The sequence below is a fragment of the Stenotrophomonas sp. STEN046 genome (assembly GCF_056759755.1).
Genome location: NZ_JBRRDR010000022.1, coordinates 22,720 through 46,096, shown reverse-complemented (window position 1 = coordinate 46,096; position 23,377 = coordinate 22,720). Strand labels below are relative to the sequence as shown.

The following is a 23,377-nucleotide window of genomic DNA, read 5'->3' as shown; positions in this document are numbered from 1 at the left end:
TGCGGGAGGCCCAGCCTCCACGCAATCCGGAACTGAAGCCGGCGCTCAGGCCGGCGGATCAGTTTTTTTCCAGCTCTCCCACGGCCGCATCGCCGAGTGCATTGAGCGACTGCGCGACACGGAACACGCGATCCAGCGCCGCGGCCGATTTCGCGCCCAGCTGGGCCAGCTCGTGGTCGGAGAACAGGCGCTCGCCCATTTCATCGACCAGGCACAGGCCGACGAATCGCGCACGGAAGTCGTCCACCTTCGGCGTGTCACCGCCATAGGTGTCCTGTTCCCAGCGATCACGCTCGCGGGCCGACATCATCGCCACGCGCACGCTGCCGCCCCATTCGGGTACGGCCACATCCTGATGGCGACGATCCTGCGCGTCCAGGATCTGCTGCTTGCCCAGCAGCATCACGGGGTACCGCCGGCTGCCACGGTGACCAGCGCGAACTCACGCGGCAGCAGGTCCGCAGTGAACGTCAGCACCTGGTTGGTACCCGGTGCCACGTTGAAGGCGGCAACCTTGGCCACGAAGGTGGCGGCATCGCCGGTGGGCAGCACCATCAGGAAGTGCAGGTCGGCATCCGGATCGGCATCGCGCAGGATCTCCTGGCCGGCCGAGCTGCCGACCGGCCAGCGGTGACCGGACACCTGCACGGCCTGGCCGCCGGACAGGCCTGCGATGTTTTCCATCTGCTTGGAGCGCAGGTTGGTGGCGTCCAGGGTGTTGGCCTGGCCGCGGCCGAACGGGAAGGCGGTCAGGCCGTCGATCTCGGTGTAGCCGGCCGGGCTGTTCGGGTTGGTCGGGGCGGCGCCGGTCTTCACATACAGCGCGGAGTCCTGGGCGGAAATGGCTTGATTGATGGACATGGTGTTGAATCTCCTGGAAATGAAAAAGCCGCCTCGCGGCGGCTGGGGTTCAGGGTGGTCAGGCTCGGGGCTGCCTGGAGCGGGTCGTAGCGGCTGGCCCGTCACAGCCGCCTGTTTGCGCGTCGCGATCGGCAACGCGCGGACAACAAAAAAGCCCCCGGCTTGCGCCGGAGGCTTGTATGTCATCGTGGCTGAAAGCTTAGGCTTCGGGTGTGCACCGGTCAATGCGAAAACCGGCATCTGCACCGCCTTGGGAAACCCCGCCCGGAACCGCGCAGCCGCCCGATCCGGCACAGCCGCTGACGCCGTACTAACCCCTGCAACGTCGACAATGCAGGCCTGTCCCCTGCAACGAGGCTCACCCGATGTCCGAATGGATCACTCTGGATACGCATCACGGCCCGATCCGCGCCTGGCAGGCGTTGCCCGAAGGCAACCCGCGTGGCGCGCTGGTGGTGGTGCAGGAGATCTTCGGCGCCAACCCGCACATCCGCAGCGTGGCCGAGCGCTTCGCCGCCGAAGGCTATGCGGTGCTGGCGCCGTCGTTCTTCGACCTGGTCGATGGCCCCGATTCCGATCCCGACGCCCTGCCCTACACCCCCGAAGGCGTGAAGGACGGGCTGGAACGGGTCAATGCACTGGGCATGGAGAAGGCGCTGGAAGTGGTCCGCGCGGCAGCGACCCGGCTTGCCCCCTACGGCAAGGTCGGCACCGTGGGCTACTGCTGGGGTGGCAGCGTCGCCCTGCTGGCGGCCCTGCGCCTGGGCCTGCCGTCGGTGAGCTATTACGGCGCGCGCAACGTGCAGTTCCTGGATGAAGCCCCGAAGGCTCCGGTGATGTTCCACTTCGGCGCGCAGGACAAGAGCATCCCGCCGGAAGCCATCCAGGCCCACCGCGAGAAGCTGCCGCAGATGGCCACCTATGTCTACCCGGCCGATCACGCCTTCAACCGCGAGGTCGGACATGCGTATGATCCAGACAGCGCCACCCTGGCGCTGCAACGCACCCTGGACTTCTTCTCGGAGCATCTTGGATGAGCGATTTCGAACTCGATTCACGCCTGGCCACCGATAGCGTGCTGGTCGCCGAAGGCCCGTTGTCGCAAGTGCGACTGATGAACGATGAGCGATTCCCCTGGCTGGTGCTGGTACCGCGCCTGGCCGGGGTAACCGAGTGGATCGAGCTGGATGGCGAGCAGCAGGACAAGCTGCGCACCGAGCTCAACCGCGCCTGCAAGGCCCTGCACGGTTCGGACGGGGTGGAGAAGATCAACATCGGCGCGCTGGGCAACATCGTGCGCCAGCTGCACTTCCACGTGATCGGCCGCCACGACGGCGATCCGGCCTGGCCTGGCCCGGTCTGGGGCAGCGGCCCGGCGCACCGCTACGAGCCGGCCGCGCTGGACCAGCATGTCGCGTACTGGAAGGAACGGCTAGGATATCCGGCCCATTCCTGAGTCAGTGCCGACCCGATGCGATTCAATATTGTCGCCGCCATCCTGCTGATCCTGATCGGCCTGTTCATGCTGGCCAGCAACCTGGGCTGGACCAATCTGAACCTGTCACGCCTGCTGCTGACCTGGTGGCCGCTGGGCCTGGTGGCGGTGGGCATCGCGATCCTGTTCGGTCGCGGCAAGTAAGGTAGCGCCGGGCCAAGCCCGGCGAGCGCAACACGCCGCCCCATACGAAAACGCCGGGCATGGCCCGGCGCTACCGATGCTGCATGAGGCTTGGATCAGGTACGCGGCAGGGTCACGCCGGTCTGGCCCTGGTACTTGCCGCCGCGGTCCTTGTAGGAGGTCTCGCACACTTCATCGGACTGGAAGAACAGCATCTGCGCCACGCCTTCGTTGGCATAGATGCGTGCGGGCAGCGGCGTGGTGTTGCTGAATTCCAGGGTCACGTGGCCTTCCCACTCCGGTTCCAGCGGGGTCACGTTGACGATGATGCCGCAGCGCGCATAGGTGCTCTTGCCCAGGCAGACCACCAGGGTGTCGCGCGGGATGCGGAAGTATTCGACCGTGCGCGCCAGCGCGAAGCTGTTCGGCGGAATGATGCACTCATCACCGACGATGTCGACGAAGCTGCCCGGATCGAAATGCTTGGGGTCCACGATGGTCGAGTTGATGTTGGTGAACACCTTGAACTCGCGCGAGCAGCGCACGTCGTAGCCGTAGCTGGAGGTGCCGTAGCTGACGATGCGCTCACCGTTGACCTGCTTGACCTGCCCGGCCTCATACGGCTCGATCATGCCGTGCTGCTCGGACATCTGGCGGATCCAACGGTCACTCTTGATGCTCATGCTCTGTCCTGGGTGCGAGGGGGCGCGAAGATTCTAGCAGGGGGCCGGGCGTCGCCGCCGCCGCTCCGCCCTGCCCTTACAGCAGCGAGGACAGGATCGGGATCGAGGCACGCGGGCGCTTGGCCACTTCCTCCACCAGGCGCTGGGCAGCCCGGTGGTAGGCCTGCGCCGCCGCCGAATCAGGCTGCGCGGCGGTGATCGGGGTGCCCGCATCGCCCTGTTCACGGATGCCGATCTGCAACGGCAGCGACCCCAGCAACGGGACCCCGTACTGCGCGGCCATGCGCTCGCCACCGCCTTCGCCGAACAGGTGTTCGATGTGGCCGCAGTTGCTGCAGGTGTGCACCGCCATGTTCTCGACAATGCCGAGCACCGGCACTTCGACCTTCTCGAACATCTTCAGCGCCTTCTTCGCATCCAGCGTGGCGATGTCCTGCGGGGTGGTGACGATCACCGCACCGGCCAGCGGAATCTTCTGCACCAGCGTCAGCTGGATGTCGCCGGTGCCCGGCGGCAGGTCGATCAACAGGTAATCCAGGTCGTCCCACAGCGTGTCTTCGAACAGCTGGGTCAGCGCCGCCGTGGCGCGCGGCGCGCGCATGATCAACGGCGTCTCGTCTTCCACCAGGTAGCCGATCGACATGGTGTCCACGCCGAACGCACGCATCGGTTCAATGCTCTTGTTGTCCGGGCTTTCCGGCCGGCCGGACAGGCCCAGCATCGCCGGCACGCTGGGGCCGTAGATATCGGCATCAAGAACGCCAACGCGCGCGCCCAGCTTCTGCAGCGCCACGGCCAGATTCACCGACGTGGTCGACTTGCCGACGCCACCCTTGCCCGAGCCCACCGCGATCACGTTGCGGATGCGCGCGTGCGGCGCAAGTCCCTTCTGGACCTGGCTGGCATGCGGACGACGGGAAGAACTGTTCACTGCGGACTCCGGGGTGAATCGAAAATATGAACCCAACATCATACAAGCTGGACGTAGCCTGACTGAAATTCAGGATTGCTACAGATTCGTGCACAGATTGTTAAGTTCATGTTACGTTCGTTAAGCACTGGTTTTGGGCTGCGTTGCTGTTTTACGGCACGCACGATGGCGCATGCGCAGTGCCGTACTCGTATTTGCTCTCTGAACGGAACTACATGAAAGACCTTCGCAATTCCGCACGTCGCAACACCCTCGCTGTCGCCTTGATCTCCGCCCTGGTTGCCGCATCGCCGGCAATGGCCCAGGACAAGGCCACCACCCTGGACAAGGTCACCGTCACCGGCTCGCTGATCCCGCAGACCCAGGTCGAGACCCAGACCCCGGTCATGACCATCAGCGCCGAAGCCATCCAGTCGCGCGGCTTCAACAGCGTTGCCGAAGTGCTGCAGCAGTCCTCGCTGACCACCGGCGGCATCCAGGGCGGCCAGACCTCCGCTTCGTTCACCCAGGGCGCTGAAGCCGCTGGCATGTTCGGTCTGAATCCGGGTTACACCAAGTACCTGATCAACGGCCGCCCGATGATGTCCTACCCGGCGCTGTACAACGGTGGCGACGCGTTCAACAACATCAGCGGCATTCCGATCGACATCGTCGAGCGCATCGAAGTCCTGCCGGGTGGCCAGTCCTCCCTGTACGGTTCGGATGCGATCGCCGGCGTGGTCAACATCATCCTGAAGGACCACATGGAAGGCGGCAGCCTGTCCATGCGTGGTGGCGCCTACACCGAAGGTGGCGGCAGCAGCTTCCGCGTCAGCGGCGCGCACGGCTTCTCGGCACTGGACGACCGCTTCAATGCGCTGGTCAACGTGCAGATCGAAAGCAGCAACCCGGTCTGGGGCTACCAGCGTGACCTGACCAAGCAGAACAACCCGCACGGCTACACCGCACAGCTGCCGTCGAACGACTTCGCCGTCATCGACGCCAAGACCAACGCGCTGTACATGATGGACCCGAGCAACTGCGCCAATGTTGCCGGCCAGTTCGACGGCACCACCGTGCTGGCCAACCGCCCGACCGGCCAGTCCTGCGGTTCGGTGTTCGGCGCCGGCTACAAGACCCTGAAGAACGGCAAGGACAGCGGCCAGTTCTACTCGTCGATGACCTTCGACGTGAACGACAACTTCCAGCTGTTCGCCGACGTGCTGTACAGCAAGGAAAAGACCGAATACACCTCCGGTTCCAACTACCTGTGGTGGGGCACCAAGAGCACCATGGGCGGGTTCTACGACCAGGCCTCGGGCAAGCTGGTGAACCTGCAGCGCGCATTCGCACCGGAAGACATCGGTGGCGAAGGCTACAAGGGCATCCTGAACAACGACAAGAGCCGTGCCTACCAGGTCACCCTGGGCGGCAAGGGCGCCGTCGGCAACTGGGACTACAGCGTCAGCTTCACCCGCGGCGAATACCGCCTGGATGAAAGCAAGTTCCAGCGTTTCGGCAGCGCCATCAACAGCTACTTCGCCGACAAGGTGCTGGGCCCGCAGCTGGGCACCAAGGATGGCTTCGGCATCTACAACACCAACTGGGGCGCGTTCTACTCGCCGATCGCCCCGGAAGATTTCGCAGGCTTCACCGGCTACACCACCAACCACGCACGCACCTGGCAGAACCTGGCTCGTGCGCAGGTCACCAATGGTTCGCTGTTCTCGCTTCCGGGCGGTGACGCAGGCCTGGCCGTGGTCGTCGAAGGCGGCAGCGAAGGTTGGGACTACAGCCCCGACCAGCGCCTGCTGGACGGCGATGTGTGGGGTTCGTCGGCCGTGGCCGGCAATGGCCATCGCAGCAACTACGCGGTGACCAGCGAACTGCGCATGCCGCTGCTGGAATCGCTGACGGTGACCGCTTCGGGTCGCTATGACGCATTCAAGATCGGCGACAACACCGTCGACAAGGCCACCTACAGCGTGGGCGTCGAGTTCCGTCCGATCGAAAGCCTGCTGTTCCGCGGCAAGTACGGCACCGCCTTCCGCGCGCCGACCCTGCCCGACGCGTTCCAGGGCCGCAGCGGCTACTACGCTGCCAACTCGACCGACTACTACCGTTGCGGCGAGCTGGGCTTCGTGCCGGGCAACACCGACGCCTGCCGCTACGCCGACAGCGTCTCGGTCTACTCCGAGCGTGCCGGTAACCCGGACCTGGAGCCGATCACCGCCGATGTGTGGAATGCCGGTATCGTCTGGGCGCCGATGGCGAACCTGTCGATCTCGGCCGACTACTACAACTGGAAGATCGAGAACGAAGTCGATACGGCCAGCACCGACCAGCTGCTGCTGGCCGAGTACTACTGCCGCAACGGCCTGCCGAACGGCTCTTCGGCTACCTGCCAGAACGTGGCTGACTGGGTCACCCGTGATTCGGCCGGCAACCTGAGCTCGCTGTACACCCCGAAGATGAACGTGGCCCGCCAGAACCTGCAGGCCGTGACCGTCGGCTTCAAGTACCTGCAGGACATCGGCCGCTTCGGTTCGCTGCAGCTGTCGGGCAACTACACCAACATGCTGAAGCGTGAAGTGCAGGCGCAGCCGGGCGAGGACTTCCAGGACCTGCTGGGCAACCCGAAGTCGATGTGGAACTACGACAGCTACGCCAAGGTCCGTTCCGACGCGTCGCTGGCCTGGTCGCTGGACAAGTGGACCACCACGCTGTACGCGAACTACATCGGCCACACCCCGAACTACCTGGCCGGCCTGAACGGCTACGACTACACCCACGGTGCATCGGGCTACAAGGCTGGCAAGTGGGGTTCGTACACCACCTACAACCTGAGCGTGAACTACCGCGTGCAGGATGACCTGACCCTGTCGCTGATGGTCAACAACGTGTTCAACAAGATGCCCGAGCAGCAGGCTCACAGCTACCAGGGCACTTCCGGCACGCCGTTCAACAACTACCTGTACAACGTCTACGGCCGCGCCGTGTACGTGCAGGCCAAGTACGACTTCGGCAAGTAATCCCGTCGATTTCCGGGTTTGATTCCGGACCAGGGCCCCACTTCGGTGGGGCCCTTTTTTTTTGCCGCGTGCACGCTGCCAAACACCGGCCACGCCGCAGTGATGATCGGCCGATAGTTAAATGAAATTCATGCCGCCAAACTCGGCAAAGCCAGGAGACCGCTGCAACTGATTGTTTTAAAAACCAAAATCATCAACTCCGACCATCGGTACGCCGGCGCATGACAAACCCACGCAAATCACGTTAAGCGCGTGTTACGTTCGAAAAACGCCGCCTGTTTCTGCCTGCAGGGCTGCTGAACCATCCATGAGTTCCCAGGAAAGGGAAACGCGTTTCTCACGACCACACGGAGCACCGCATGTCTCGTATTGGCTTCTCGCGCCACCCGCTTACCCGCGCCGTTCTCAGCGGCCTGATCCTGGCCAGCAGCAGCGCGATCGCGCTCGCCCAGGACAACTCCCCCACCGATCTCGGACGCGTGACCGTCACCGGCTCACTGATCCCGCAGACCCAGATCGAGAACCACACGCCGGTACTGACCGTCACCGCCGAGGACATCCAGACCCGCGGCTTCACCAGCGTGGCCGAGGTGCTGCAGCAGAACTCGCTGACCACCGGCGGACTGCAGGGTGGCCAGACCTCGGCCTCGTTCACCCAAGGCGCTGAAGCCTCGGGCATGTTCGGCCTCAGCCCGAGCTACACCAAATACCTGATCAACGGACGGCCGATGCTGTCCTACCCTGCCCTCTACAACGGCAGCGACACCTTCAACAATCTCAGCGGCATCCCGATCGACATCGTCGAGCGCATCGAGATTCTGCCCGGCGGCCAGTCGTCGCTGTACGGCTCGGACGCGATCGCAGGTGTGGTCAACATCATCCTGAAGGACCGCATGGACGGCGGCGTACTCAACGTGCGCGGCGGCGGTTACACCGAGGGTGGCGGCAACGATTTCCGCGTCAGTGGCGCGCACGGCTTCAATGCCTTCGATGACCGCTTCCACGCACTGGTCAACGTGCAGTACGAGAAGAGCAGCCCGATCTGGGGTTACCAGCGCGACCTGACCAAGCAGAACAACACGAAGGGCTACACCCCGCAGGTTCCAACCAACGACTTCCTGGTCTACCTGCCGGACCAGCAGAACGCCTACGTGATGATGGACCCGAGCCGCTGCGCCAACGTGGCCGGGCAGTTCGGTGGCACCACCGTGCTGGGCACGCGCGCGGTCGGTGAATCCTGTGGCTCGCCCTTCAGTGCCGGCTACAAGACGCTGAAGAACGGAAAGGAAAGCAGCCAGATCTATTCGTCGATGTCCTTCGACGTCAACGACAACTTCCAGCTCTTCGCCGATGCGCTGTACAGCCTGGAAGAGGTGCAGTACACCGCTGGCTCGGGCTACGCCTTCTGGGGCAGCAACGTCGGCTTCGGTGCCTTCGTCGACCAGGCCAGCGGCGAGTACATGAACCTGCAGCGCGCGTTCGCGCCGGAGGACATCAGCGCCGCCGGTTACCGCGACATCATGAGCACCGACCGCAACAAGGCCTACCAGGTCACCCTCGGCGGTCGTGGCAATGTCGGCAACTGGGACTACAGCGCCAGCTTCAGCCGCGGTGAGTACAAGCTGACAGAACGCAGCTTCGCGCGCTGGGCCAACGAGATCGACAGCTACTTCGAGGACCGCGTGCTGGGCCCGGTGCTCGGCGTCACCGACGACGGCTACAACATCTACAACCCGAACTGGGGTGCGTTCTACTCGCCGCTCCCGACAGGTGATTTCCAGACCTTCACCGGCTTCACTTACAACAAGAGCCGTACCTGGCAGAACCTGGGTCGCGCGCAGATCACCAACGGTTCGCTGTTCAAGCTGCCCGGTGGTGATGCGGGGCTGGCCGTGGTGGCCGAAGCCGGCAGTGAAGGCTGGTCGTATACACCCGACCAGCGTCTTCTTGATGGCAGCGTGTGGGGTACGACCTCGGTGGCCGGTGCCGGCCATCGCAGCAACTACGCCCTGACCAGCGAACTGCGCATGCCGTTGCTGGAATCGCTGACCGTGACCGCGTCGGGCCGCTACGATGCTTTCAAGATTGCCGACAAGACCGTCGACAAATCCACCTACAGCATCGGCGTGGAGTTCCGTCCGATCGAGAGCCTGCTGTTCCGCGGCAAGTACGGCACTGCGTTCCGTGCGCCCAGCCTTTCCGATGCCTTCCAGGGTCGCAGCGGCTACTACGCAAACAGTTCGGTCGACTACTACCGCTGCGGCCAGCTCGGCTTCAACCCCAGTGACACGGTCGGTTGCCCGTTTGCGAACGAATCGGTGTTCGGCGAACAGTCCGGCAATCCCGAGCTGGAAGCGATCACCGCCGACGTCTGGAACGCCGGCATCGTGTGGGCCCCCATCAACAACCTGTCGGTGTCGGTCGACTACTACAACTGGAAGATCAAGAACGAGGTCAACACCCTCAGCTCCGACCAGTTGCTGCTGGCCGAGTACTACTGCCGCAACGGCCAGACCAACAACACTTCGGCCAGCTGCCAGAACGTGGATGACTGGATCAGCCGCGACGGTACCGGCAAGCTGGATCAGATCTACACACCGAAGATGAACATCGCCAGCCAGAACCTGCAGGCGGTGACGGCCAGCTTCAAGTACGTGCAGGACATCGGCCGCTTCGGTGCACTGCAGTTCTCCAGCAACTACACCAACATGATCAAGCGCGAGCTGCAGCCGCAGCCGGGCGACGACTACCTGGACCTGCTGCGCGACCCGTACGCGATGTGGAACTACGACCAGTACGCCAAGGTGCGGGCAGACGGTGCGGTGGGCTGGGCGAAGGACAAGTGGACCACCACCCTGTACTTCAACTACATCGGCAAGACCCCCAACCGCATGGCATACCTGGGCAAGGGCTACGACTATGTGCATCCGTCCGGGTACCAGGCTGGCAAGTGGGGTTCGTACACCACCTACAACCTGAGCGTGAACTACCAGGCGATGGACAACCTGACGCTGTCGATGATGGTCAACAACGTGTTCAACAAGATGCCTGACGGCCAGGCCCACAGCTACGCCGGCAACATCGACGCGCCGTACAACAGCAGCATCTACAACCCCTACGGCCGCGCGGTGTACGTGCAGGCCAAGTACGAGTTCGGCAAGAAGTAAGCGCCGCTCCGGCACCTCCCAAAGGCCCCGCTTCGGCGGGGCCTTTTCGTTTGCGGGCGAGGACCTGCCACAGGCGCGGCTTCACGCCGAGTTGACGGCAACCGGGCCTTCGTTCATCTTCGGGTCATATTGACGTGCCCTGCCACAAGGAACCCCTGACCATGGAACGCCGCATTACGCCTGCCCACCTGGGCACCGCCACCGCCCTGTTGGTGGGCCTTCAGCTCGCCAACGCCTCTGCCACGCCGCTGCCGGTTGAGGATTTCGCCAAGATCCCGTCCATCCAGTCCGTCAGCATGAGTCCCGACGGCAAGCAGCTGGTTGCGATCATCACCGCGCCTGGCAGCAACAATGGCGATACCGCACTGGCCAACTGGAATCTGGACAGCCCCGGCGCGGCGCCGGTGGCAATCACGCCGTCTGGCGATCGGATGAAATTCATCGCCGCCAGCGCACTCAAAGCCGGCCGCAGCCTGGTCATCGGCCGCCAGGAGCTGACAGCACAGCTGTCTGGCTGCGGCGAAGGAAACTCGGTCGGCTCCACCAAGACCTTCCTGTCCAAAGCGTTCCTCACCGACAGCAGTCAGGCGAAGTTCGACGAGGCCTTCGCCGACAACACCCGCAAGCTCGGCATCAGCGAACAGACCCAGCGCTGCCTGGAACTGGCCGGCACCGCATCCCTGGTCCATTCGCTTCCGCTGGACCCGGACAAGGTCATCATCTCGCAGATCAACCAGACCAATTTCTCGGCCAGCTACTACCTGTTCAATCTCAGGACCGGGCAGACCGAGCTGCTGTTCCGCGGCGATGCGCGTTCCACGCCAGGGCTGTTCCACCCCCGCAATGGCGAACTGCTGACCCGCACCCAGATCGAGCCTGCAGGATCCAACGACTATGAGCAGCAGATCCTGGTCAAGAACAAGTCCAGCGGCCAGTTCGAAAAGCACGACACCCTGACCACGCGCTTGTCTGATCGCTACACCATGGAAGTGGTGGGTATCGACGACCAGACCGGAAAGCTGTACGTCCTCACCGACAAGTTCTCGGACCAGGTGCAGGCACGCCTGTACGATCCGGTTGCGAAGAGCTTCGACACCGAGCCACTGGCAGCCCATCCGGAGTTCCCGATCGGCGGCCTGATCCTGGGCACCAAACCAAGCAACTTCAACCAGGTGCTGGGCTTCTATGTCGACGGCCCGCGCCGTGAAGCGGTCTATATCGATCCGCAGATGAAGGCGCTGTACGACGGTCTGAAGCAGGCGTATCCGGGCAAGTACATCGCCATCACCGGCTACAACGATGATCTGTCGCGTGTGCTGTTCACTACCAATGCGGCCAACTCGCCCACCAGCTACCAGATCCTGGTTGACCGCAAGCAGGTGACCACCTTGGGCAGCGAGCGTCCGTGGGTCGATGGCAAGCAGATCGGCGAACAGCGCTGGGTGACCTACACCGCGCGGGACGGCCGCAAGATCCCCGCCATCGTCGACCTGCCCGTTGGCTGGAAGAACGGCGACGCAGCGCTTCCGGCGCTGGTGCATCCCCATGGTGGGCCGTGGGCGCGTGACTACACCGGCTGGGATGCCTCCGGCTGGGTGCCGTTCTTCACCTCGCGCGGCTACGCTGTGATTCGTCCCCAGTACCGCGGATCGACCGGGTTCGGTCGTGAGCACTGGATCGCCGGCGACAAGCAATGGGGCCTGACAATGCAGGACGACAACGATGATGCTGCGGCCTGGCTGGTGCAGCAGGGCATCGCTGCCAAGGACCGCATCGCGATCTTCGGTTACTCCTATGGCGGCTTCGCCTCGGCTGCCGCCGTGGTTCGCAGCCCCTCGCCCTTCCAGTGCGCCATTGCAGGTGCACCAGTGACCGACCTGGCACGTCTGGGCGTGTCGTGGAGCGAGAACCGCCTGCAGCGCATCCTGCAGGGGCAGACCGTGAAGGGCATGGATCCGATGCAGAACACCGCCAAGGCGGCCATCCCGCTGCTGACCTTTGTCGGTGATCGCGACGTGCGTACCCCGGCGTCACATGCGAGGAATTTCTACAACGGCGTCAAGGACAAGGTGCCGGCCCGGTTCGAGTTGATTCCCGACATGCCGCACAGCATGCCGTGGTACCCGAGCCACTATCGCGCGACCTTGCCGCTGATGGCCGATTTCCTCGCCAAGGACTGCGGGCCGGGCGGACTGTAAGCGGCAAAAACAGATCCGCTCATCCAACCCCGTCGGCTTAACCGGCGGGGTTTTTTCATGCCCAAAAACCTGAATTTCCCCTTAGCAACAACAAGTTACGACAGCGATCCATTCATGTTGCATTTACTTTACGCGGAACATACACTCCATTAACCGAAGCATAACAAGTGGGGATCACACCGAAATGCGCAACGCCAACCGACACATCAAGCCAAGCCGCGTCCCGCTCACTCTCGCTGTGCTGGCCTGCCTGCAGGTCGCACCGGCCATGGCCCAGGAGACCACCCAGCAGGAAGCCGCGGCGTCAAGCACTTCTTCCTCCAAGCAGCGCGCAACCGATCTTGACAAGATCACCGTCACGGGCTCGTTGATCCGCCGCGCGGACTACGAGACCTCGTCGCCGGTGTTCACCATCGACACCGAGCACAACGCTGCCCAGGGCCAGGTGTCGGTGGGCGAATTCCTGCAGAAGTCGGCAATCGGCGCTGCTGAAACCCAGATCACCCACCAGTTCGGCGGCTTTGTCGTTGACGGTGGTACCGGCGTACAGACGTTCTCGCTGCGCGGCCTGGGTGCCAACCGCACCCTCGTGCTGCTGGACGGCCAGCGTCCGGGCCCAGCCGGTACCCGCGGTGCGGTCGGCGCGTTTGACTTGAACGTCATTCCCACCGCCATCCTGCAGCGCGCTGAAATCGTGAAGGACGGCTCCTCGTCCATCTACGGTTCCGATGCTGTGGCCGGCGTGGTCAACCTGATCACCAAGAAGAATTTCGAGCGCCCGGAGTTGACGGTCACCGGCCGTATCCCGACCGAAGGTGGTGGTGAAGTCTTCCAGGGCTCACTTGCCAACGGCTGGAACTTCGAGAAGGGCAGCATCGTCGCCGCCGTCGAGTGGTACCGCCACAACGAGCTGACCCGTGGCGACCGCGACTTCCTCAACTGCGGCAACGATCTGATCAAGGATGCCAACGGCAACCGCATCGACCGGCAGGATCATTCGATCACCGCCGGGACCAATCTTGCCAACTGCAACAACCTGCTCATCAACGTCATCGACGAGTACGACTCGCCGATCCGTTACATCCCGTCGCCCGATGGCAGCACCGTTGGTCCGTTCCCGGGCTACCGCCCGCGTGCCAACCGTACTTACGCCAACGGCAGCCCGGTTGCCTACTACGAAGAACCGCTGAACTTCGACGCCTGGGGCCGCAGCCACATCATCAACCGCCAGGAGCGCAAGTCGGCGTACTTCGCTTCGGACTTCGGCTTTGAAGCGTTCAACTGGAAGACCCAGTTCCTCTATAACAATCGCAAGACCAACAATTTCCAGTGGCGCCAGTTCTTCCCGACCGTTGAGGCGCCGGGCACCACCAACGGTTACGCCCAGCCGGTGCTGCCGTTCAAGTCGTCCTCGGAAACCGAGGTCAACTACTACTATCTGGCCAACAAGTTCGACGGCCTGTTCACCGGTAGCTGGGGTTGGGAAGTCAATGCCAATGCCAGCCGCTCCAGCGGCAAGTACAGCTCGCTGGGCATCCGCAACTCCATCACCGGCGATCTGACCAACCCGGATGCTGGCGAAACGCCGGCGGCGAACTACTTCGACCCGGGCTACCTCAGCGGCGCCAAGGTTGACGAGCTGGTCGACATCCTTGGCATCACCGCCACTGGCAAGACCACCTACGACACGGTGACGGTCAACGCCATCTTCTCTGGTGAGTTGTTCGACCTGCCGGCCGGCCCGCTCGCCGCCGCGTTCGGCCTGGAGTACCGCTACTACTCCATCGAAGACACCCCGGATGCAAACTACCAGGACCTCTGGGGCGCCTCGACGGCTGACGTGACCAAGGGCAACGACAAGGTGAAGGAAGCCTTTGTCGAATTCGACATCCCGCTGGTCAAGGGCGTGACCGGTATCGAATCGCTCACCGCCAATGCGTCGGCCCGCGTCTTCAAGTACGACTCGGTCAGCGGCAGTGACAAGGTGTGGAAGGCCGGCCTGAACTGGCAGATCATCCCGTCGCTGCGTATCCGCGGCACCGTCGGCACCTCCTACCGCGCACCTGGCCTGTACGAGCTGTATCTGGGCAACCAGACCGGCTTCCAGAACCAGACCGCGATCGATCCCTGCATCCGCTGGGATGAGAGCGACAACACCAACATCCGTGCCAACTGCGGCGCCGCCGGTATCCCGGGCGATTACGTGGGCGCAGGCTCCAGTGCAACCGTGTACACCAGCGGTGGCGCCGGCAACCTGATTCCGGAAACCTCCCGCGCCAAGAGCGCCGGTATCGTGTTCACCCCGTCGTTCGCTGACCTCAGCGTGGCGATCGACTACTTCGACTACGACATCCGCGGCCAGATCACCTCGCTGAACGCTCTGGACATCACCACCGGCTGCTACGGCTCGAGCACCTACCCGAACCGCTACTGCGATCTGCTGGAGCGCAACCCGACCTCCGGTCCGGATGCGAACTCGATCCGCAGCATCTACGCCCAGTATCTGAACATCAACCAGCAGCGCACCCGCGGCTGGGACATGACCCTGAACTGGGAACATGAGTTCGGTTTCGGCAAGTTCGCTCTGGACTCGCAGGTCACCTACACCGTGGAAGACGTGGCACAGCTGTTCGACAGCGCCGAGGCCAGCGGCCTGGCCTCGTCGGATCAGCTCGGCCTGATCGGTCGTCCGGACCTGGTTGCCAACCTGGGCCTGACCCTTACCCGCGGTGACTGGGAATACAACTGGCTGAGCCAGTACATCGGCAAGACCGAGAACACGACCCTCAACTCCCGCTTCACCTACCAGGGCCGCCCGGACTCCTACCGCGACCTGGTGGCCGATTCCCGCGTGTATCACACCGCTTCGGTGAGCTACAAGCAGGCTGACTGGGAAGTGCTGGTCGGTATCTCCAATGTGTTCAACACCAAGCCGGCACAGATCTCCACCGGCGCTGGCAACCGCTACGGCAACACCGCAGCCTTCGCCACCCAGTACGACCTGTACGGCCGCACCCCGTTCGTGCGTCTGAAGTACAAGTTCTGATCCGCTAGCAACCGCAGTACCCCGACAGACCCGGCTTTTGCCGGGTCTGTCTTTTTATGGCACCGCCCCGCCCCCTTGCGCCCGGCCATGACCTTCGACACCCTTGCAGCACGGGCCGGCGGCGTATCGTTCGGCCCACGGCCGTCCGCACGGCCCTTCCCTGACTCACTCGGCCTGGAGGCCATTCAAGTGACCCGTACTCCCAAGATCGTGCTGCTGACCCTGGCCGTTTCGGCCGCGCTGGTCGGCTGCGGCAAGAACGAAACCCCGGCAAAGGATGCCACCGCCTCCACGCCGGCCGCGGCCGACGCCGCCACCACCTACAAGCTCGACGAGAGCAAGCTGCCGGCCTACAACGCCTTCCAGGCCAGTGATCTGGACAGCAAGCTGGACGCCTGCACCGCGTTCGGCGACTACGTCAACGGCAAGTGGCTGGCCGCCAACGAGATTCCGGGCGACCGCACCAGCTGGGGCGCCTTCACCATCCTCGACGAGCGTTCGGTCGCCGTGCAGCACCAGCTGGCCGAGCAGGTCGCGCAGGTGAAGAACCCGGCCGGCATTGAAAAGATCGTCGGCGACCTGTGGGCCACCGGCATGGACGAAGCCAAGGTCAACGCCCAGGGCATCGAGCCGCTGAAGGCCGACCTGGCTGCCATCGATGGCCTGCAGGACAAGGCCGCCATCGCCAACTACCTGCGCAGCAGCGCGGCCAAGGGCGAGAACGTGCTGTTCGGCTTCGGTGCCGAAGCTGATTTCAAGAACTCGGCCATGAACATGGCCTACGCCAGCCAGGGCGGCCTGGGCCTGCCGGACAAGACCTTCTATACCGACGCTTCGAAGGCCGACAAGCTGAAGGCCTACCAGGCCCACGTGGCCAAGGTGCTGGAGCTGTCCGGCGTTGCCGCTGCCGATGCCGCCAAGCAGGCCGAGGACGTGGTCAAGTTCGAAACCCGCCTGGCCAAGGCCTCCAAGTCCAGCGTCGAGCTGTCCCGCGATGTCTCGCTGTACTACCACCCGGTCAGCCTGGCCGAGGCCGACGCACTGACCCCGAACTTCAGCTGGACCGAGTTCTTCAAGTCGCAGAATGTTGCTGCGCCGGAGAAGTTCTCGCTGGCCATCCCGGCCTTCCACCAGGAAGTGAGCAAGGCGCTGGGCGACACCGATCCGTCGGTGTGGCGCGCCTACCTGCGCTTCCATACCGTGGACGGTGCATCGCCGTACCTGGCTGATGCCTTCGTGCAGGAAAACTACGCGTTCTACGGCAAGGAACTGAACGGCCAGAAAGAGCAGAAGCCGCGCTGGAAGCGCGTGCTGGGCACCATCGAAAGCGACGCCGGCGAAGCCTTTGGCCAGCTGTACGTGAAGGTCGCCTTCTCGCCGGAAGCCAAGGCGAAGATGGAAGAACTGGTGAAGAACCTGGCCGCTTCGCTGAAGGAACGCATCCAGGGCCTGAGCTGGATGAGCGAGGAAACCAAGGCCAAGGCCATCGCCAAGTGGGAAACCTTCACCCCCAAGATCGGTTACCCGGACAAGTGGCGTGACTGGTCGGGCCTGCAGACCAACCGCGACAGCTACCTGGGCAACGTGCGCGCGGCCACCGCGTTCAACTACCAGTACAACCTGGCCAAGATCGGCAAGCCGGTGGACAAGACCGAGTGGGGCATGACCCCGCAGACCGTCAACGCCTACTACAACCCGCTGCAGAACGAGATCGTGTTCCCGGCCGCCATCCTGCAGCCGCCGTTCTTCGATGCCAAGGCTGACGACGCCCTCAATTACGGCGGCATCGGCGCGGTCATCGGCCACGAAATGACCCACGGCTACGATGACCAGGGCAGCCGCTTCGGCCCGACCGGCAACTTCGAGAACTGGTGGACCGAAGGCGATTCGAAGAACTTCGCGGGCCTGACCGGCAAGCTGGTCAAGCAGTTCGACCAGTACAAGGTCGACGGCCAGGCGGTCAATGGTCACCTGACCCTGGGCGAGAACATCGCCGACCTGGGCGGCCTGGCCACCGCCTACGACGCGCTGCAGAAGGCGTCGGCCGGCAAGGAAGACGCGAAGGTCGACGGTTTCACCCGCGACCAGCGCTTCTTCTTCAACTGGGCCACCGTCTGGCGTACCAAGTACACCCCGGAAAACGCCAAGGTCCGCCTGGCCACCGATCCGCACGCACCGGCGCAGTTCCGTGCCATCGGCGCGCCGTCGAACCTGCCGACCTTCACCGCAGCGTTCCAGTGCAAGCCGGGCACGCCGATGTCGCGTACCGGCGACCAGCAGGTCGTGATCTGGTAAGCCAGGGCTGAGGCCACGGTTTGCCTGCAGAGGCCCGGGATTTCCCGGGCCTTTGTTTTTTGCGGCGCCCGTCATCCACGCATGGCGTGGATCTACTGCGCCTTCGCAGGCCCACGCCATTGGTAGATGCCGACCTTGGCCGGCGCACGGCACGGCGGAGCCACCGTGATGCGTGCATGCCGCGCCCATGCGCGGCTTGCTATAGTTCGGCCCGACCTCAATCCATCACGGATTCGCTCTACATGCCCAACTTCCGTCCGCTTGCAATCGCCCTCGGCATCAGCCTGGCGACCCTGGCCCCGACCCATGATGCGTTTGCCGCCAAGAAGAAGGCCGCGCGTGCGCCGGCTGTCAGCGCCCAGTGCAGCGACTTCTACGATGCCAACAATGCGGCCTGGCTGAAGGCCAACCCCATCCCGCAGACCGGTGCGGCCACCGCGCTGGGCCAGCTGGTCGACCGCAGCCGGCAGCAGCAGCGCGAGCTGCTGGACGCCTCGATGAAGGCACCGCAGGGCAACGTGCAGAAGCTGCTGGGCGATTTCTGGGCCAGCGGCCTGGACGAAACTGCCGTCGAAGCCGATGGTTCCAATCCGATCGCACCGCTGCTGACCCGCATCAACGCAATCAAGAAGGCCAAGGACATCCCGGCCTCGATTGCCGCCCTGCACCAGGTCGGCATCCCGGTGGCGTTCAACTTCGGTCCGGACGTGGACCTGAAGGCGCTGGACCGCCACATCGGCTACTTCATGCAGGGCGGCATGGGCCTGCCGGATCCGGCGTTCTACACCCGCACCGACGCCGACACCGTCGCGTTGATGGGCCGCTACCGCAACTACGTCAAGCAGATCCTGGCGCTGACCGGCACCCCGGCGGCCAAGCTGGATGCCGAATCGCAGGCCGTGATCGCGCTGGAAACCGAACTTGCGCGCAACGCGCAGTCGCTGGCGGGCATCAACAACCCGTTCAACAACTACGCGCCGATTTCCACCAAGGATCTCAACAGCCGCTATCGCAACCTGCAGCTGGATGCGTTCCTGAAGGCACAGGGCGTCAACGACGACCTGGTCTCGCTGGCCGATCCGGCGCTGTTCAAGCAGCTCGACGGCATGGTCACCAAGCTCAAGCCGGACCAGTGGAAGGCGTACCTGCGCTGGCGCGTGGGCGACGCGATGGCGCCGTACCTGTCCAAGGCCTACCGCGACGCCGAATTCGAGTTCCGCGGCCGTGTGCTGCGCGGTGAAACCCTGCCGCCGCAGCGCTGGGAAAGCGTGCTGGACGCCATCAACGTGGCCGCCGGCCCGATGGTCGGCCGTGAGTACGCCGCGCGTTACCTGTCGGCCGAGGACCGTCGCCAGGCGGCCTGGATCGTCGACAAGGTGCGCGAGGTGCAGATCGAGGCGGTCAAGAACAACACCTGGATGAGCGCCGAAGCCAAGACCGAAGCGCAGGCCAAGCTGGCCGCGCTGAAGATCGAGATCGGTACGCCGCTGCGCGACCTCGACTACAGCGTGCAGCCGATGGGCCGTGGCTCGTTCGGCGGCAACATGCTGATCGCCTCGACCTGGCGCCACCGCGAGGAAATGAAGCGCATCGGCAAGGGCAACGCCGACCGCCGCTGGGATGTGCTGCCGCAGCAGCCGTCGCTGGCCTATGACCTGGCGCAGAACCGCCTGATCGTCACCGCGGCGATCCTGCAGGGCCCGGTGTTCAACGCCAAGGCCGATGCCGCCGACAAGTTCGGCAGCTTCGGTGGCCTGGTGGGCCACGAACTGACCCGCGCCATCGATGCCAAGGGTGCGCTGGTCGATGCCAAGGGCGAACTGCGCAGCTGGTGGACCCCGGCCGACAAGACCGCCTGGACCCTGCTGGGTACCCGCGTGGCTGCGCAGTACGGCAGCTACGAGTTCCCCGGCGTGAAGGGTGCCAAGGTCAACGGCACGCTCACCCAAGAAGAGAACCTGGCCGACATCGCCGGCCTGGAGCTGGCCTGGGCGGCCTACACCGCGCAGGAGCCGAAGGCCAAGCCGGCACAGCAGCAGGGCTTCTTCCGCGCCTGGGCCGCACTGTGGCCGCAGCAGCTCTCGCCGAACGAAGCCGCACGCCGGCTGACCGCCGACATCCGTGCACCGGGTCGCTGGCGCACCAACGGCCCGCTGTCGAACCTGCCGTCCTTCGGCGCCAGCTTCAGCTGCAAGCCGGGCCAGCCGATGCAGCGCACCGATGCCGAGCAGATCAAGGTCTGGCGCTGAGGTTCACGCCGGAGCGGTAATGGAAAGGGCGCCTTCATGGCGCCCTTTTCTGTTTGGGTTTTTCATCCATGGAGTGCGTGGACCTGCGACGGAGCGTCCATCCACGCCATGCGCGGGTGAGTCATGCGCAGGTGGGCAAGAAAAGGACCCCGGCCATGGACCGGGGTCAACAAACCGTGGCGAAGAGAGAGAGCCCTACGCGAACCGGTCAGAAGTCATACGATGCGCTCAGGCGAACCGCGCGCGGCGCGGTGTAGTACGTCCCCATGCCATAGGTGTTGGACACCGTGTAGGGCCCACCCTGGTACTTGGCGTCAGACTGGAGCTGACGGCGCTGGTTCAACACATTGAAGATGTCCAGGCCAAAGGCGAGTTTGTGGCCCGCCAAGGCGGGGCGGTACATCACCCCAAGATCGAGCCGCGCAGTCCAGGGTTGGCGCCCCGCGTCTCCGGGCCGCGATGGCTCGCCATTGCAGTAGTGGTAAGCCGAGCCGTAGCCCGCTGCAGGATCGGATTCGTCATTGCCGTAGTAGCCAAGGCAGCTCTTGGGCATGCCCGACATGAGTCGGAGCGTCGCCGAGGCCGCCCATTGGTCGTTGAACTGATAAGCCCCGAAGCCCTTCAGCTGGTGACGCCGGTCGTTGGCGAGATAGCCGCCGGCGTACTCCATCAGGTAGGACGAATCCCAGTCCTGGGTCTTGGACACATCGTCCTGCCCGATGTCTGACTTCACCTGGCCTTCGGTGTTGCCAAAACTGCGCGACCACGTGTAATCGACTCGGCCATACCACTTGTCATTCATCGGGTGCTCGATGAACAGATCAACCGAGACATAATTGCGCTTGGCCTTCTTTCCGTCATAGCCCCAATCACTGGAGTTCATGCTGATCGGCGTATAGCCGGAGCCATCGCGGTGCCGAATCTGGAAAGTGTTGGTGCCTCCCGGATTGAAAATCACACAGCCCGGCAGCTCCATGCCGCCGGCATCGACACCCATCGCAGCCAGCTTGGCCTCGATGCGGCTGGAATCACAGGTATCGTCGATGGCTGACTGAAGGCGACGGTAGGTGAACTTCGCCCCTGAATTCAGTGAACTGCCCAGCGTCTTCTCGAAACCCAGGATCAGCTCGTCCTGATACTGCGATTTCAGATCCGTGGGGGCCACCGAACGGGGATCGGGTGCTTGCCCATACTCATTGTTGGTCGAAACCGGCCCATCACCCAGTGGCGTCAAACCGATGGGATTTCCATTCGCGTCGATCCCGGTGTACGTGAAATATTCGCGGGTGTAAGTCGAAGCAGAAGCGCTGCGGATGGCCACACTGTTTGGCAACGCAAGGTAGTAGCGGCCCAGGTTGGCAAATACCTTCAGCGACGAATCACCAAACACATCCCAGCTGGCGCCAAGACGCGGCGCCCACTGGTCGCCGCTCTCGACATAGGCGAGACCATCGCTGTTGTAGTTGGTGAACCGGTCGTTGCGCAGACCCAGCGTCAACAGCCAGTTGGGCGAGACCTGCCAACGGTCTTCCAGGTAGTACGCCTTCTGCTCGACCGACATGCTCGTTGTCGTGGAGAAAATGTACTTCTGAACGAAATAGCCATTGCCTCCCGGCGGCGAAATGCCAAAGCCGGGATTGGGAGACACACCGGGGCCGACGCGCGAATAGATCCATGCATGACCGGGTCCAGTCATCGCCTGACCCTCATTGTTGGCCTGATAGGTCATGTTGTCGATGCCGGCCGTCAGTTCGTGATCACCGATGCGGTACTGCAGGTCCATCCGCAGGCCGCGTGTTGTACTGCCGGCATCATCGGCCTTGGTGTACAGCCCTGCCTGATCGTTGCGGATCGGGGTACCACCGGTGATGGATGGATCCTGGTTGCCCGGTGAGCTGATGTAAGGGTTGTCGGAGTCCAGCGGATTGGATTCGAGATTGATCTGCCGGCTTCGCCCCCATACGGCACTGAGAGTCAGGTCATCGGTGAGATAGCCTGTGTACTTGAAGATATCGAAGGAGTCCTTGATCTTCGTTGTGTTGGCAAATGTTCCAGCGCGCCCGCCCTCCGACAACGTGTCGTAGTCGAATGCATTGTGGTAGCCCGCCTGGCGGTCGGTATTCTGCAGGCGGGTGTATTCCAGCGCGTGGCTGTCATTGATGTTCCAGTCGAGCTTTCCGTAGAACTTCGGCGCATCAATGGCGTAGTGATTGCGCACTTGCTGCGCGCTCGCGCTGCTCGCTGTAGAGACACCCTCGGTGCGGTCACTTTCTGCTGCGACATGGATGAACAGTCGATCTTCGATCAATGGCCCCCCGGCGTATCCGCTGTAGGTTGTACGCGTGGCCGTGTCGCCCTTGCGATAGCGGTACAGAGTTCCCTGAAGGGTGTCATCGGTGTACTCGTAGCCCTCAGGCAGCCCACGATCGGGGTATCGCACATTGGCTGGAGATGCTGCCAGAGCATCCGGCGACCAGGTGGTCTGGAAGCCGAAGCGCCACGCATTGGTGCCGCGCTTGCCGAGCTGATTGATGACACCCCCCGTCGAACGTCCGTAGCCGGCACTGTAGCCGCCGGTATAGGTCTCCTGCTGGTCGATTGCCCCATAGGGCAGACTGACACCGCCGAGGTTGCTCAGTGGGTTGGATGCATTGAAGCCATTGAGATAGTAGGCATTCTCGGTAACGCTCGAACCGCCAAAGGACAGCACCGAGCGCGAACCGTTGGAGAACGCTCCACTGCCGGAAACAACGCCCGGAGCCAGCAACGCGATGGCTTCCGCACTACGCCCTAGTGGAAGGGTCTCCAGTTGCTCGGAGGTGATGACTGATTTCGATACCGTATTGGTGACATCGATTTTTGGCAGATTGGCCGCCGTCACCTTCACAGCACCCAGCGTGGTAGTTCCCGCGTCACCGACGAACGACACTTCGGTGCCCGCGCCGACCTTGAGCTGGATGTTGTCGCGGCGATCCAGAATCTGTCCATCGCGTTGCAGACTGATGCTGTATTTTCCCACCGGCAACGATCCCAACATGTAGCGGCCGGAAGCGTCGACAGGAACCGTCCGTCTCAGCCCCGAATCGCTCTGCACGATCACAGTCGTACCTTCGGCAACCGCGGCATTGCCATACAAGGAACCCGTCGTGCTCTGCGCGGCTGCGGCGCCAACGAAGGAAGTCAGGAGAACAGCGAGTGCAGTGCGCTTCAACGGCGCAATGGCCGGGCGACATGTCATGGAGCGTCCTTTGGATTGGGTTACACGCCTTTGTTATAGACACGGCGTTACGCCCTTTCCCCCTCCACACGCCACTGAAC

The 23,377-nt window shown here is 63.5% G+C and carries 14 protein-coding genes; 9 read left to right on the top strand and 5 right to left on the bottom strand.

From position 1 onward, the window contains the following. Window positions 1-58: 58 nt before the first annotated feature. On the bottom strand, window positions 59-403 hold the full coding sequence (locus ACVOLJ_RS11995) for a hypothetical protein (RefSeq protein ID WP_475280385.1): 345 nt from the start codon (window positions 401-403) through the stop codon (window positions 59-61). Next, window positions 403-861: a phage tail protein gene (locus ACVOLJ_RS11990; RefSeq protein ID WP_475280386.1), complete on the bottom strand. Its 459-nt coding sequence runs from the start codon at window positions 859-861 to the stop codon at window positions 403-405. Before ACVOLJ_RS11990 ends, ACVOLJ_RS11995 begins: the two co-directional genes overlap by 1 nt. Window positions 862-1,226: 365 nt before the next feature. On the opposite strand from ACVOLJ_RS11990, the gene ACVOLJ_RS11985 reads away from it, so the two are divergent. The 3 genes from ACVOLJ_RS11985 to ACVOLJ_RS11975 are packed head-to-tail and all read left to right on the top strand — an operon-like array spanning window position 1,227 to window position 2,500. Continuing rightward, window positions 1,227-1,898, top strand: coding sequence for a dienelactone hydrolase family protein (locus tag ACVOLJ_RS11985; RefSeq protein WP_475280387.1), 672 nt, complete (start codon window positions 1,227-1,229; stop codon window positions 1,896-1,898). Then, the gene (locus ACVOLJ_RS11980; RefSeq protein ID WP_032975033.1) at window positions 1,895-2,317 is read left to right on the top strand and encodes an HIT domain-containing protein; all 423 of its coding nucleotides are present in this window, start codon (window positions 1,895-1,897) and stop codon (window positions 2,315-2,317) included. The genes ACVOLJ_RS11985 and ACVOLJ_RS11980 overlap by 4 nt, the downstream gene beginning before the upstream one ends. Before the next feature lie 15 nt (window positions 2,318-2,332). Then, window positions 2,333-2,500 (top strand): LiaI-LiaF-like domain-containing protein, encoded by a 168-nt coding sequence (locus ACVOLJ_RS11975; protein WP_025876120.1) that lies wholly within the window; start codon window positions 2,333-2,335, stop codon window positions 2,498-2,500. A gap of 95 nt (window positions 2,501-2,595) precedes the next feature. Here the strand turns inward: ACVOLJ_RS11975 and dcd are convergent, their stop codons facing one another. Both dcd and apbC read right to left on the bottom strand, forming a co-directional pair. After that, window positions 2,596-3,162 (bottom strand): dCTP deaminase, encoded by a 567-nt coding sequence (dcd, locus tag ACVOLJ_RS11970; RefSeq protein WP_089236335.1) that lies wholly within the window; start codon window positions 3,160-3,162, stop codon window positions 2,596-2,598. A 76-nt stretch (window positions 3,163-3,238) separates the two neighbouring features. Continuing rightward, window positions 3,239-4,132: an iron-sulfur cluster carrier protein ApbC gene (gene apbC, locus ACVOLJ_RS11965; protein WP_481564214.1), complete on the bottom strand. Its 894-nt coding sequence runs from the start codon at window positions 4,130-4,132 to the stop codon at window positions 3,239-3,241. 176 nt (window positions 4,133-4,308) lie between these two features. On the opposite strand from apbC, the gene ACVOLJ_RS11960 reads away from it, so the two are divergent. The 6 genes from ACVOLJ_RS11960 to ACVOLJ_RS11935 all read left to right on the top strand — a co-directional run bounded on the left by ACVOLJ_RS11960 (window position 4,309) and on the right by ACVOLJ_RS11935 (window position 20,059). After that, complete coding sequence (locus tag ACVOLJ_RS11960; RefSeq protein ID WP_475280389.1) at window positions 4,309-7,104, top strand: TonB-dependent receptor plug domain-containing protein; 2,796 nt, start codon at window positions 4,309-4,311, stop codon at window positions 7,102-7,104. A 359-nt stretch (window positions 7,105-7,463) separates the two neighbouring features. Further along, window positions 7,464-10,271: a TonB-dependent receptor domain-containing protein gene (locus tag ACVOLJ_RS11955; protein ID WP_475280390.1), complete on the top strand. Its 2,808-nt coding sequence runs from the start codon at window positions 7,464-7,466 to the stop codon at window positions 10,269-10,271. Window positions 10,272-10,432: 161 nt separating this feature from the next. Further along, on the top strand, window positions 10,433-12,469 hold the full coding sequence (locus ACVOLJ_RS11950; protein ID WP_481564213.1) for an alpha/beta hydrolase family protein: 2,037 nt from the start codon (window positions 10,433-10,435) through the stop codon (window positions 12,467-12,469). Window positions 12,470-12,653: 184 nt separating this feature from the next. Next, window positions 12,654-15,515, top strand: coding sequence for a TonB-dependent receptor plug domain-containing protein (locus ACVOLJ_RS11945; RefSeq protein WP_475280392.1), 2,862 nt, complete (start codon window positions 12,654-12,656; stop codon window positions 15,513-15,515). A 189-nt stretch (window positions 15,516-15,704) separates the two neighbouring features. Then, window positions 15,705-17,810 (top strand): M13 family metallopeptidase, encoded by a 2,106-nt coding sequence (locus tag ACVOLJ_RS11940; RefSeq protein WP_481564212.1) that lies wholly within the window; start codon window positions 15,705-15,707, stop codon window positions 17,808-17,810. Between the two features lie 242 nt (window positions 17,811-18,052). Then, entirely contained in the window at window positions 18,053-20,059 is a 2,007-nt protein-coding gene (locus tag ACVOLJ_RS11935) for a M13 family metallopeptidase (RefSeq protein WP_481564211.1), read from the top strand. Window positions 20,060-20,267: 208 nt separating this feature from the next. Here the strand turns inward: ACVOLJ_RS11935 and ACVOLJ_RS11930 are convergent, their stop codons facing one another. Next, the gene (locus tag ACVOLJ_RS11930; RefSeq protein WP_481564210.1) at window positions 20,268-23,297 is read right to left on the bottom strand and encodes a TonB-dependent receptor; all 3,030 of its coding nucleotides are present in this window, start codon (window positions 23,295-23,297) and stop codon (window positions 20,268-20,270) included. Between the last annotated feature and the right edge of the window lie 80 nt (window positions 23,298-23,377).